General features: G+C 41.0%; 7 protein-coding genes. All 7 read right to left on the bottom strand.

Annotation, left to right across the window (positions count from 1 at the left end):
* Positions 1-7: 7 nt before the first annotated feature.
* The 7 genes from H8B21_RS14550 to H8B21_RS14580 all read right to left on the bottom strand — a co-directional run bounded on the left by H8B21_RS14550 (position 8) and on the right by H8B21_RS14580 (position 13,702).
* Positions 8-1,696 (bottom strand): DUF5018 domain-containing protein, encoded by a 1,689-nt coding sequence (locus H8B21_RS14550; protein WP_190314482.1) that lies wholly within the window; start codon positions 1,694-1,696, stop codon positions 8-10.
* Between the two features lie 9 nt (positions 1,697-1,705).
* Positions 1,706-3,397, bottom strand: a complete 1,692-nt coding sequence (locus H8B21_RS14555; protein ID WP_190314483.1) for a RagB/SusD family nutrient uptake outer membrane protein — start codon at positions 3,395-3,397, stop codon at positions 1,706-1,708.
* Between the two features lie 9 nt (positions 3,398-3,406).
* The gene (locus H8B21_RS14560) at positions 3,407-6,850 is read right to left on the bottom strand and encodes a TonB-dependent receptor (RefSeq protein ID WP_190314484.1); all 3,444 of its coding nucleotides are present in this window, start codon (positions 6,848-6,850) and stop codon (positions 3,407-3,409) included.
* A 239-nt stretch (positions 6,851-7,089) separates the two neighbouring features.
* Entirely contained in the window at positions 7,090-8,256 is a 1,167-nt protein-coding gene (locus H8B21_RS14565; protein ID WP_190314485.1) for a FecR family protein, read from the bottom strand.
* Between the two features lie 85 nt (positions 8,257-8,341).
* Entirely contained in the window at positions 8,342-8,887 is a 546-nt protein-coding gene (locus H8B21_RS14570) for an RNA polymerase sigma-70 factor (protein WP_190314486.1), read from the bottom strand.
* 168 nt (positions 8,888-9,055) lie between these two features.
* Positions 9,056-10,573: a RagB/SusD family nutrient uptake outer membrane protein gene (locus H8B21_RS14575; RefSeq protein ID WP_190314487.1), complete on the bottom strand. Its 1,518-nt coding sequence runs from the start codon at positions 10,571-10,573 to the stop codon at positions 9,056-9,058.
* 18 nt (positions 10,574-10,591) lie between these two features.
* Positions 10,592-13,702, bottom strand: coding sequence for a SusC/RagA family TonB-linked outer membrane protein (locus H8B21_RS14580; RefSeq protein ID WP_190314488.1), 3,111 nt, complete (start codon positions 13,700-13,702; stop codon positions 10,592-10,594).
* Positions 13,703-13,772 lie beyond the last annotated feature (70 nt).

Below are 13,772 nucleotides of genomic sequence, written 5' to 3' on the forward strand. Positions count from 1 at the left end.
TGCATTATTAATTAGCTGAATAAACTGTAAATTCATGTGCCCAGATACCGTATCCGGTGTGCAACATATAAACCTGCATCCGATCACCGTCGTCAGAATAGCCTATTGCAATATCACCTGTACCGCTTGTGGCTACAGTAGAAATTAATGTTTCGGAATTGAATACATTAAAAGACGGATATTGCGAAGAGGACGTTTCTATGCTCAACATTTGCGGATCGGTAATATCAAACATTGACAATCCCATCCTATTTAAATCATAATTGGAAAAATATCTGCCTAAAAATGCATAGGTCGCGTGATTAAACGTTCCTATCGCCAACGCATTCATAAATGTTGTATTACCTCTATTTGAAAGGCTCACAGCATTTATCTGTTTATTTGTTGTTCCATTGATATACGAAAAATCACTTTGGTATCCCAATAGATAATTTGACGTTATGATTGGATTGATATACTGTACCTCAGGCACATAGCCATGATGGTTACCTGTCGTTCCTTCAATAGTGATAAGAGTTGGAATCTTCGAGGTCAACATGCCATTTTTAATTTCCCAACAATAAAACGACTTCGTGACAGAAGCGGATGTCGTTATTACGGCATTTCCATTTAAATCTCCGGCAATGTTAAGTCGTCGACCCGTACTACGATCTGCGGTAGTAGGCAATAAGTCATTTACATTTGTTGTATTGATTAATAATTCTGGGTTTTCGTCAAACGGATCATCGTATTTGTATATATGGATAGTTTGCCCATAAGCGGCTCTGTTAATAGATAACAGATTGCCTTTTGCATCTGCAACTAGCTGGTTTGATTGACTGAACGCACCACTGCCCGCTGTAAACGGCATATACATATCCCGAATATATTCACCTGTAAAACGGTCGAAAACCCTATATTGAGAATTTCCCACAGTACCTGTTTTGGTTACTACCAGATAATCTCCACTTATGGCAATAGCGGTTTCATTGGCTCCGGTAAAACCTAAATCTGCTCCCAATTTTAACCACATCGGTCTATTTACACCAAAACCATAAGGCAATTTAACCGGTTCCATTACCCTAATTGTATATGTTTTATGTACGTCTCCCGGTGCAGACACGGTGATTAATTGATTCTCATTTAAGTTTAACGTAGTCCCTGATTTTATTGACGAAGAGGCATGTCTATTGATACTAAACGTAATTATTGTTTTGGACATGTCTATCTCGGGATCAATAAAAAACCTAAGCTCATCGTTTACAAGAACAGCTTCTACTGTTTGAACAATACCATCTTGCTCGAAACTTATTTTTGCATCTAGAATGTGTGTATCGCCCACTTTTTTTGCATTGATAATATATTTCTTTTCGACACCGACACCGGATATCACGCTGAAGTTTAAAGGTCTTCTCAAATCTATCGGATCTCCAAATTTCATAGATACGAAGGCATCGGAGGGGATGGACGCACGCAGGATGATTTTGGACAAATCGGTTTCAAAATCACTATCTACTGGATAATAATAAGGAATATCAAAATAAATCGTGTCATTACTATATCGTGGTTCAAATAGCCTATCCGGCCCGGAACCTTCGATGTTAGCAAAAATGTCAGACAACTCATTCCCTGTTCCTCTTTCAACTTCTACTTTCTTATCACAAGACAGTAAGGAGACTAGAGAAAACAATAGTATATATATCTTTCTTTTCATCATATTTTAATTTTACCAACCTTGAATTTGGGTTATCGCCGTGTTTCGTTGGATCTCCGCCAATGGGATAGGGAGATAGTACATTTGTCCTATAAATTCCCTGTCACGTGTGTCACAAACAACTTTTTCATACATATATCCACTTCCCAGATTATTTATTTTATGTCCGGTAAAACGTATATTATTAAGCTTAACATGTGCCAAACGCCATCTTCGCAAATCCCAATAACGATGACCTTCAAAAGCCAGCTCCACCATGCGTTCGTGCTGTATAGCTTCAAAAAGCTGCTCCCTTGTATTAGCTGTCACATTCGGTAGACCTCGTTTGTTACGGAGTATATTTAATGTCGTTCTTCCCTCGGTCAACTTCTCCGATAAGATCTGAGCTTCGCTGAGAATAAGCAACACCTCCGCATACCTTATTTCATGCCAGCTTTGTGTGCTCCTGTTTTGTATAAAACTGGTATTTCCCGGATCCAATAATTTTTTTGCATAATATCCAGTAACGGTTTTCCGGGGTTCAGATATCGTACCTATCTGCACAAAACCATCCTCTCCTCCTCCATCAGTCGTATTGAGTGTTCTGCCTTTCCATGTAGCACCATTATAGAGAATGGTAGCATAGAAGCGCGATTCCCTATTTTCGTACGGGTTTGCTGCGTGCATGCCATTTGCCCAGTTAAACTTACTTCCATCAGCCATTTCAAAAGCATCCACCAATTCTGCAGTCGGCACTCCATATACCATAGCTTGCCCGGGTGCATCACCAGGTGGCACAAAACCAAAGTCATATTGATGAGTAATGAATTGCGTAACGTAATCGATCCGAAAAATGGATTCTTTATTATTTGATTTTGTAAATATTTCCGCAAAGTTACTTTCCAAGTCATATACTCCTTGGTTTGCTAATGCTACTACGGCCTCCGCAGCAACAATCGCGTTTTCATAATAAGTTTTCGCTTTCTCGTTTGGGATACCGGTTTTTGGATCATTATTATACTGATTTCTATCAAACTCCGCAATCGACGCAGCATATAGCCATGTTCTAGCCAATAACGACAAAGCAGCTCCTTTAGTCGCTCTACCGGTTGCAGACGCCAATCTGGTTTCGGGGAGGTGCTGAGCTGCAAACGCAAAATCTTCCGCGATAAAGTTATAACATTCGTCTTCAGATGACCGATCATTTGTAAGTGAAGTATGACCCTCCAGATCATCAATAATGACAAAGCTTCCGTTAATTCTTGCCAACCAAAAATATACATAACCACGGATGAATCTTGCTTCAGCTTCAAAAGCTAATTTTTGCTCTTCAGATGTATTGGAATAATTTTGCAGTCCATAAATAAATTCATTTATCCGCCGTATCCGTGTGTATGCACTCGCCCAGTATGTAATCCCCGGGGTAGATGCCGTATACCTGGATGCATCCGATGCAAGGATATTCACCGTACCGTTGCCTGAAGCTTGAGATGTGTACTTCATAATATCTGTTAACCCGTCTGTGGCGTTATCATATCCTATGGGAAAACGACCAAACTCAAACGTTCTAAACTCGGTATAAAGCCCATTTACATATAGGTCTATACTATTTTCGCTATCCCATATTACTTCTTCGGTATACCGATCTGTCGGTGTAATATCTATAGAACAGGCACTCATCAAAATCAGTAAAGACAGTATATAGTTTATTACATTTTTTCTCATAATTCCTTCTTATTTAAATGTTATTGAAGCACCAAAAGAGAATAGTTTTTGTTGTGGATAAAATCCATTGTTCACATTAGGCATTTCGGGGTCAAAATATTTCAGATGATCCCACGTAAAGAGATTGGATGCCGTAAAATGCAACCGAACATTGTTCAACTTCATCTTTTCTACGGCAGCTGACGGCAGTGTATAACCAAGTTGAGCCGATTTCACACGTAAATATGTACCATTTCTTAGGAAGCCTGAATTAGAGTGTGAATTATGTGTTCCCAACGATGCCTTTCCCGCCGTTAGCCTAGGAAATTCGGCGTTGGGGTTTTCCGGTGTCCACGAATTTTCTACTAGGAAATACGGAGAATTCCCATTTTGATAAAATGCTCTCGACATAACCGTATATGCATCGATCCCGTTTGTACCCGAAGAGCCCTCGTATGTACCTGATAACAATACACTAGACAGTGCGGCACCCTGAAGTAATGTAGAGAAATCAAAGCCCTTGTATTGTAAGTCGATATTTAACCCATACATGATTTCGGGCATATTGCTTCTTCCGATAAATGTCATATCGTCAGCCCGAGTAATCCGGCCATCGTTGTTCAAATCTCTATATTTGAAGAAGCCCGGAGCCACAATACCACCTGAGGGAGAAACAGCATCTTGAGTTTCTTCCCACGTCTGATAAATACCATCCACGACAAAACCGAGCTTTTGTCCGTATGGACGACCTACCGTCCGCTGCCACGCTGGAAGATTCTCACTTTCCTGTCGTTTAATAATCTTATTTCTTGCCCAGTTAAAATTCCCTGTCAAGGAATAGCGAAAATCATTAACCTCATTGTTATAGCGAAATTGGATATCTACTCCACGATTCAACATTTCACCATCGTTGACTGACGATGGAAAAAAACCTCCCATTGTTGGTGGATAGATACCAGATGCAGGATTGATAATGTCGACTGTGAAGCGATGGAAAAACTCAATATCGAATCCTAGCTTATTGTCGAGCCACTGTGACTCAAATCCAATATTATGTGTAGTACTCGTCTCCCAAAGAAGTTCTAAATTAGGTGGGGCACTTGTGGAAAGAGATGGAACGGGAGTACCACCAATAGCATACACTGGATCATCCGATAAAACATAGGTTTGTAAATAGGGAAAGGCACTGACTACCCGATCATTCCCGGTTTTACCGACAGAGTATTTCAACTTGAAGAAATCAACAAAAGAAATCCTTTCCTTAAAAAACCCTTCGTTCGAAATCACCCAACCAACCCCGAATCCAGGAAACATTTGCCAACGATTATGTTTGGCAAAATTGACCGATGCATCCCATCGGGAAGCGACTTCCAGAAGATACTTGCTATCATAAGCATAATTTAAACGAGCTACGTACCCGGCACGCGCTGTTAGGGAACTAGAACCGCCAGGAGCAACCAAATCTTCCAGCGCTGTACTACCAAAATCAATTTCATGAAGTCCATCCAACGGAAAATTTCTTGCTCCCCCGGACAATACACTTGACTGATATTTTGACCATTCATACAGCCCTAAAACCGTAATGTCATGTAATCCAAATGTTCTCGAATAATTGATATATGGTCTGAATGTAATACGGCTATTTTGACTATGCGACTGTGTTAATGACGTTCTAGAAATTCCCGGTACGGTATGCAGTTCAACAAAATCACCGGTCCGCTGTTCCCGTGCCCTCCCCATCAATTGATAAGGCTGTAACCAAGTCTTCGCCTCCAAACTCGTTTTATCAAAAGCCGTTAGCAATTGTAAATCAAGACCGTCTACACCAGGTACAGAAAATTTGAGATTGATATCTCCCTGGAAAACAAAGTTATTCCGATGTTGATAACCTGAATTTTCCACCGAAGCAAGGGGATTTACCCAGCCCGGAGAACTTTGATGAGCTGTATACACACCATTCTCTGCATATTTTGGAAGATTGGGCAACATCATCGCTGCTTGATAAAACGGGTTTAAGTAAGATGTGTTATCTGGTGACAATCCAGGAGTTTTGCCAATCTCTGCCCGGTATGACAAATTCAAATCTCCCGAAAGAAGGTTCGTTAATTTTGAGGAAACATTGGTGCGCACATTGTATCTTTTAAAGTTGGTATTTTGGATGACTCCCCCTTGATCTAAATGCGATAGAGATGAAAAATAGCGTGCTTTATCATTCCCGCCCGAAATCGAAACAGCATGATGATGTGACTTGCTATTATTAGCTAACAACTCGCCTACCCAATCGGTTTGTCCAAAAAGCGGATTCGTATTCGTCCCGTCAGCTATAGAACGTATTAGTTTTGGTCCATATACATATGGAACGGGATCACTGTTCTGATGCAAGTGGTAATCATTATCCATATCCGTTCCTTTATTGTACCATAGCATATAGTCTATTGCATTTAAAAATTTAGGAAATCGGGTATTCTGTCCTATTTGGAAAGATCCCTCATAGCTGATCCGTGTATCATCCACTCTTCCCTTTTTTGTGGTGATCAAGATGATACCATTCGTTGCCTGTAACCCATATACTGCGGTTGACACCGCATCTTTTAAAATGGATATACTTTCAATTTCGGAAGGATCCAAATAGGAAAAAGAGGGTCTCTCTACCCCATCGATCACAATCAACGGTGCTTGAGCTCCACTAGCATAGGTGCTGACCCCTCTTATTCTTAAAGTGGCGTTGTCAGAGCCTGGCCGACCGGATTGTTGTAAGGTGCTCAAACCGGGTAAACGACCTCCTAGCGCATTGGTTAAGTTCATGGGCGCAGTCTTCTGTAACTCTTCGCCGTCAATCTGGCTGATTGATCCCACCACGTTTCTCCTTTTTTGCACACCATAGCCCACAACCACTACGTCATCAATATGCTGATCTTCTATCGAAAGCTGAATATCTTTAGGTTCGAAATTCATTATAACCAGTGTATGTGGTGCATGTCCTATTAACGAAAAAAGAAGTTTGTCTTGGAGATTAACCCCTTGGAGTTCAAAGTTTCCATCTTGATCACTTGATGTTACCCCTCCTGATGTTAAATTTCGAATGGTGACACTGGAAAGCCGTTCCCCGACATTATCCTTTACTACACCGCGTAGCACTTGTTGTACTGCCGCTATAACTTTCTTTTCTACGATAGCACTAGGCAACGTTTTCAGCACAATGGTACCATCATGCAGTTGATACCTTAGAGGCTGGTTTTCCACGAGTTTATCCATTACATCTTTTAGCGGAACATTTTGTACGTCCAAACTCACCTTCTTGGTATTTAGCAATGCTCCCTCGGGATAGATAAACCGGTAACCGGTCTGTTGCCTGATGGAAGAGAAAGCAGCTTCCAACGACGTATTTTTTAAACGCAACGTTACCGTTTGTGCAAGCCCAGTCGACATAGCATTTAACGTAGCAATTAACATGAAAGTAATTGTAAGCTTCATGGTGCGGATAGTTTTTTTAGACAGGTAGATACAACGGTCTCGCCACCGTTGTCTCATACGGATATTATGCATACCTTTGTTATAGATTAAGGTTTATAAATAAAACAATTAACACAGTTGAAATAGCCTTAGTCTTCTTTACTGGGGGTATAGGCGTACCCTCAGTTTATAGACTTTTCTTCTTTGATTTCATCGCTCTTTTGCATTCATAATAATATTAATTTTGGTTTAACACGCTATTATTTGACAACGAGCTTCTTGCCTTGCACCGTAATCCGATACGAAGTCAAGTCGCTCAATACAGCACACACAGCTTCAATAGATTCACTTTTCTTCATCCCTCCTATATACCGCTTATCAGCAAGAGGTACGGTGACATCCAATTCCAAGTTATACCAACGAGCGACATCAGACAGTACTTCTTTCAATCGCTTACTATCAAAATAGAAGTATCCCTCTTTCCATGCCAATGCTTCTTCAACATCTGCTTTTCCTACTTTGATACCTTCCTTTCCACTTATGGCTGCATAACCAGGTTCGATAATTTTATAGTCAGCCGGTGTACTGACTTTAATTTTACCCTCCGTTAAGATCGTTTTAATTTCTTCTTTATAGAGATGAGTATTGATATTAAACGCCGTACCCAAGGCTTCCACTTCTGTTTTTCCTACAAGCACTTTAAATGGTTTTGTTGCGTCTCTCGCAACTTCAAAATAAGCTTCACCACGTACTTTTACTTTCCGTTCATCTCCGATAAAGGACGAAGGAAACTCTAATTCAGAATCGGCATTTAACCAGACATTAGTTCCATCAGCCAATCGAATATGGTAAGTTCCTCCCAGAGGCACCTGCAATTTGTGTTGCTGTGGAGTAGCATCTTTTGCTATTTGATAATCTAACGTCGAACCAGAGAGAGCTAAGGTGATGTCGCCATCGACGAGGGTTCGATGCTCCTGCTCTTCGAGCAATGTTGTCGTACCATCTGACAAGGTCAACGTTGCTACCGTTCTTCCCGGAACAATCTCGGTAATCTCCTGTTTTTTTTCTGCTAGGCTGTCTTCCTCTTTATTTTTCAGGAGAAAACTTCCTCCTACTACACAGACAGCGATTACAGAGGCTGCAACTGCCCACCATATTCGATACTTCGGTTTTCTCTCCGAATCAAGATGGTGTTTTTTAAGAACAGATTGCCAATCTTTTTCGATATCAATTGTTTGATAGTCTGTAAGCCTTTTACTAATGTCTTTTAAAGGAAGGTTTTGGTTATCTATCCAGGAATGCAGCGTTGGATATTTTTTTAGCATATCCATCAGTTCGTTGTACTCTGCCGCAGAAATATCACCGCGTATATACTTGGAAACAAGTTCAGCAGCCTTTACATATTCTTCATCTATAGGTTCTTTCATGTGCCGGTTTCTATCTTTATACCATCACTCTCCTTTGTGATATAATACTAAGACACCTATGAATGAAAAAAGGATGAAAAAATGGTTAAAAAAAGATTAAAATAAAATTTTTCAATGCGGAAAAGACTGGAGCGAGCCTATGCCGAAGAAGTTCCACCGAGCGTTTTTTCTGCGTTTTTATCGTATTTATGGAGACACCACATAGCTCCGCGGCTTCACTGTTTGATTTACCTTCCAACCAGGTCAGCTTACATACTTCTTGACAGGATTTAGGAAGGGATTCGATAGCTTTATACAGGTTATGGATGGTTTCCGCGTAAATCATAGCATCTAAAATACGGGCATCATCTATCTCGTTCAACGGATGGATTCGATAATATTCATGCTGAACTTTCTGGTGCCTGAGGTAATTTAAAGCCGTATTCCGGACGGAGGAATAAAGGTAACTTTTGATCGCTTTTTCGTGGGAGGGAAGTTCTTCCTTCTTTTCCAATATTTTCACAAAAGTATCTTGAACGATATCCAACGCAACGTCTTGACATTTTACAATATGCCACGAAAATTCCACGAGCGGGATATAATATTGCTCAAATAGTATCTTTATCTGCGTTTCTGTCAAAACACTTATCATGCGTGGATATTTATAATCGCTTCGGGTCAGTACTATCCAAAAATAAGAAATAGGAACTACATTATCAAACTTTGAATGAATGTAGAACGACAATGTCGTCGGGATAGTAAAAATAAAAAACGTTTCCCTTTTTCTCGAAAAAACGGAAACGTTAAATCACATTACCTTTTAAAAAGTGTAATGTGGATTTTGCTCTAATGCTTTGTTTCTATCCCAAGCATCTCTAGGAATAGGGAATAATATCGGCTGTGTCTGCAACCATGGTTTTTGATTTACGTTTAAGCTCGGAAAATTAGGACGTTCTGCTTCAATAAAGTCAAGAAACCGTCCTCTCCGATTCAGATCGGAAAATCCTCCCGTCGGCTCCCATATAAATTCCATCCTTCGCTCTTTAAAAATCGCATCTAAAGTTTCTGTTTTTGATAAAGTAAGAGGTAAGTCAGCCAGACCTGCCCTATCTCTGACCTTATTCACCTGAACTATAGATTCTTCTGTGCGGTCTCTTTCATTCAAAGCTTCGGCATAGTTTAGCAATATTTCGGCAAACCGAATCACTGGTGCATTGACGCCAGAATTATTCAGCGTCGGTTTTTGCCAATATTTGGTCATAATATATCCAGAATGTGACCAGCCAGCCGGCACATTATCGGGCATCATAAAAGCTGACATATCCTGATGACGTTCACCCGGACCAATAATTGCGGCCCAATATCTTTTGTCGATGATTCTTCCAGAACCGTCTTTTTCATGTGCATCTACCCAATGCTGTTGCGGCACAAAGTTACTCCATGCAGCACCACCTGTAAACTCAGCAGGCGCACCTCTAGGTGCTGTACGTTTCACAAGATTGTTTCCTTCAGCGTCCACGCCTTCCCTAAATTGAGTAGAAAACAATATCTCCGCATTATTCTCATTTTCTTCCATAAAAATGGAACGGTAATCCGGCAATAATGTATATACTTCTTCTTCAAAAAGCGATTCTGAAATGGCAATTACATCATCAAACTTTTCCTGCCACAAATAAGCTTTATTCAATAAAGCCTTGCAAGCTCCTGAAGTAACCCTTCCTACATCATTTCCCGTCCATGTAGTCGGTAACAAATCTTTCGCCTCGTTTAGATCATTTTCTATTTGCTGCCATACCGCTTCTGCTGTAGCACGAGGTATCTGCAAATCGGAATTAGCATCTAAAGGCTCAGTAATCAATGGTACACCACCGAAATATGTTACCAACCGATAGTAGAACAATGCCCGAATAAATTTGGCCTGCGCGATAATTTGATTTTTTGTTTCCTCTTCGCCTTCTTCCATCCCGACAACTTTTGCGATGACTACGTTAGCTCTACTTATCCCTTGATACGCGGCGGAATAAACATCCCTAAGAATTGTATTTGTAGATGGTAATGCCAAGGAATGCAATTCGATCCGATTTGCACTTCCATCCATCTCGTACATATCACCCGATATGGCCCATTCAATATCGGCGGCATCCCGCACGTTAGAAAAAGCTTCCTCTTTTTGAAGCGTGGCATAAACACCTGTCAACGCAGCTTCCGCATCGGATATATTCAGAAAAAACTCATCTTCAATCAGTGTATCCTTTGGTGACAAGGACAAAAAATCATCGCTACATGCTAAGCATAGCAGTGTAGTGAAAAATAAAAAAGTGTTATGTATATATTTCATGATCATTATTTTAACAAATTAAAAACCTACTTTCACGCCAAACATATACGTTCTGGGCATAGGATATACGCCATTGTCTACACCACTCGCCAATGGATTCGTATCTCCAATTTCGGGATCAAAACCCGAATATTTTGTAAACGTGAACAAATTCTGTATCGACGTATACACCCGCAACCGTTTGAGCATGTTTGTATTCTCAAATAATCCTTGTGGCAATGTATATCCCAACGTGAAATTCCGAAGACGTAAATAGGAACCATCTTCGATATAGAATGACGATAGGTTGGCGTAATTGCCATTTAAATCCGTATATTTCAAAATAGGTACGGTATTTCCGCCATTTTCCGACGTCCATCTGTCCAATACATCCGCAGAAGCATTAATAACACCACTTCCACCAAAATATTTGATTGGATATGTACTGAATTTATTGACATGGAAGATATCATTGCCTGAAACTCCTTGAAACATGAGGTTTAAATCAAAATTCTTATAAGACAGGTCTATATTCATACCATAAGTAAGTTTTGGCCAAGGAGAGCCTAACATAACCCGGTCTTCGTCTGAAAGCACATTATCGCCGTTGACATCCCTGAACTTAAAATCTCCAGCAGAGGCATTCGGTTGAAATGTCTTATCAACCTCCTCATCAGATTGGTAGATTCCTTCTACAACGTAGCCCCTAAAATATCCAATTGGCAGTCCGACTTCGGTATAAGAACTATTCATGCTCGTAAACCCGACAACGGGTCCGCTGATCGGATTTCCGGCACCTAATGAGAGTACTTCATTTTTCAATGTCGAAAGATTGACACTGACATCATATTGAAATTCATTTCCTCCACCATAGCCCACTAGCAATTCGAAACCTGAATTTCTGATTCGACCGCCATTCACGGAAGGTGCTGATTCAAATCCTGCTTCTAACGAAACGGGCAAACTTACCAACATATCTCGTGTATCTTTAACATAGTACTCGGCGGTCAAGTACCCTCCTCCGTTCAAAAATGTTGCGTCTACACCGAAGTTCCACTGCTCGCTCGTTTCCCACTTCAGATCCGAATTACCCGGACGTATCATACCTGCTCCCGTAATCAGACGTTGGTCTGTTCCGAGAATATAGTTATCAGCCACACGGCCTAAACCAAATGTGCTAGAATAACCAAATGCGCCGATAGCATCATTTCCTAACTGTCCCCAACTGGCACGCACTTTCAAGCTATTGATTGCTCCGTCAGCATTAAAAAAGGACTCTTCAGAAATATTCCAACCGGCGGATATCGAGGGGAAATTCCCCCATTTGTAAGAGGGTCCGAAATTAGATGAACCGTCACGACGGATACTTGCCGAAAACAGGTATTTGTTATCAAATGAATAGTTTGCCCTTCCCAGGTAAGAAGCTAAGGTATACATCGAACCTGTACCTGTCCCTCTTCGTTCCGACTCAGAACTCGTATTGATTACACGGATGGTTTCATTTTGAAATTCACGTGCTGTAATCGAAATCCAATCATTTGTATTCTTTTGTGCCGTTTGTCCGACAATGAGAGAAAGATTATGCCTGTCAAACGTCTTATTATAACTCAGCGTATTTTCAATCAACCAGTTGAGCCCCTGCTCCTGTCTTTCGCTCAACACCGCCTGAGGGTTACTATAAAAACCACGTTGTACTTTGGGTTCCCAAGTCGTTCCCCGATTAGACAGGAAATCTAAACCAATACTACTTTTGAATTTCAGGCCTTCCATGATCTCAAATTCGCCAAAGGCATTTCCATAGAGGCGGAGATTGTTCAAATAGTTTTCCATCGACTTCGCTCTCAAATAGGGGTTGTCACCTTGTGTCGAGTAAAATGCAGATGAGCCGCTGACAACATCCTCTCGTCCCAGAGTCGGATAAAACTGCTGTGCAAGGTTGAAAATACCTAGCCTAAAATCTTCATTCCGTTGTCCCTTACCCTGTATATAAGAAAAAGCCAAGCTACCACCGAAGTTCAGTCTATCTGTTGCTGTAAGGTCTACATTGGCACGTCCGGTATAACGTTTATTCCACGTTTCCATTAAAGTACCTTGTTGGTCTCTATACCCTAGTGACAAGGCATTTCTTATTTTTTGGTTTCCACCCGTCAGCGACAAGTCAACATTATACATGGGCGCTGTACGGAATACTTCATCTATCCAGTTTGTTCCTTGCCCGAAGCTACTTGGGTTTTCCCATTCGGGATTGGTTGCCATGTTAGAGTTTTGGTATAGCTCGTTTGCCAATGTGGCAAACTGCTCCGCATTTAGAAATTTAGGCTGTCTCCATAAGTTTTGGAAACCAGTATAAGCATGTAGATCTGCTGAAGTCACACCTTCTTTTCCTCTTTTAGTGGTGATGAGGATCACACCATTCGCAGCGCGGGCTCCGTAGATAGAAGCAGCTGCCGCATCTTTTAATATCTCGATTGATTCAATATCATTGGGGTTGACAATCGACATACCGTCAATATTGTCTGTACTCCCGTTAATGGCTATATTCGATCCTCCGACCGGAAACCCATCGATGACATATAGCGGCTGGTTTCCTCCTGTTGTACCGACCCCTCTGATGCGTACAGAACTCGCCCCACCTGGTGCTCCTGTCGTCTGGTTAATGGTTACGCCAGGCACTTTTCCTTGTATCGCGCTGGTAAATGATGGTGCAGCCACCTTTTCCAAGTCCGAAGATTTCACGGAAGATATAGACCCTGTCATTTCTGAACGACGTTGTGTTCCATATCCGACCACCACCACTTCGTCAATATTGCCTTGCTGAGACGTCATCACCACTTGAAGTGTTTCAAAATTTGAGATTAGCATCTCATTTGGTACGTACCCGATATAAGAAAAAGAAAGTGTATCACCAATATTTACACCGGCAATCTCAAATATTCCCTCCTGATTTGTTACGCCTAAGGATCTGCCGTCTTTTGCAGACACTGTAACGCCAGAAATGGGTTGTCCCAAGTCATTCACAACCCTTCCTTTTAATCTTTGTTGTATGGACTCCGGCGTCCATCTGAGTTTCGCTGTCTCCCCCGCAGCAAATCCTATCTTCGCTAGAGCAAAAAACAACAAAATACATGTTAAATAGATTTTTCTTCTCATAGTCATGTGTATTTGATTCCGTATAAAAATATATGATATCATCATTCGTTTATAAGTTTGTTTTTCATAG

Source organism: Sphingobacterium chuzhouense (assembly GCF_014692525.1).
Classification (GTDB): Bacteria; Bacteroidota; Bacteroidia; order Sphingobacteriales; family Sphingobacteriaceae; genus Sphingobacterium; species Sphingobacterium chuzhouense.

Excerpts from the sequence above, each read along its gene's own strand:
- H8B21_RS14555 (WP_190314483.1), bottom strand. The coding sequence starts at position 3,397 with ATGAGAAAAAATGTAATAAACTATATACTGTCTTTACTGATTTTGATG.
- H8B21_RS14575 (WP_190314487.1), bottom strand. The coding sequence starts at position 10,573 with ATGAAATATATACATAACACTTTTTTATTTTTCACTACACTGCTATGC.
- H8B21_RS14570 (WP_190314486.1), bottom strand. The coding sequence starts at position 8,887 with ATGATAAGTGTTTTGACAGAAACGCAGATAAAGATACTATTTGAGCAA.
- H8B21_RS14580 (WP_190314488.1), bottom strand. The coding sequence starts at position 13,702 with ATGAGAAGAAAAATCTATTTAACATGTATTTTGTTGTTTTTTGCTCTA.
- H8B21_RS14550 (WP_190314482.1), bottom strand. The coding sequence starts at position 1,696 with ATGATGAAAAGAAAGATATATATACTATTGTTTTCTCTAGTCTCCTTA.
- H8B21_RS14565 (WP_190314485.1), bottom strand. The coding sequence starts at position 8,256 with ATGAAAGAACCTATAGATGAAGAATATGTAAAGGCTGCTGAACTTGTT.
- H8B21_RS14560 (WP_190314484.1), bottom strand. The coding sequence starts at position 6,850 with ATGAAGCTTACAATTACTTTCATGTTAATTGCTACGTTAAATGCTATG.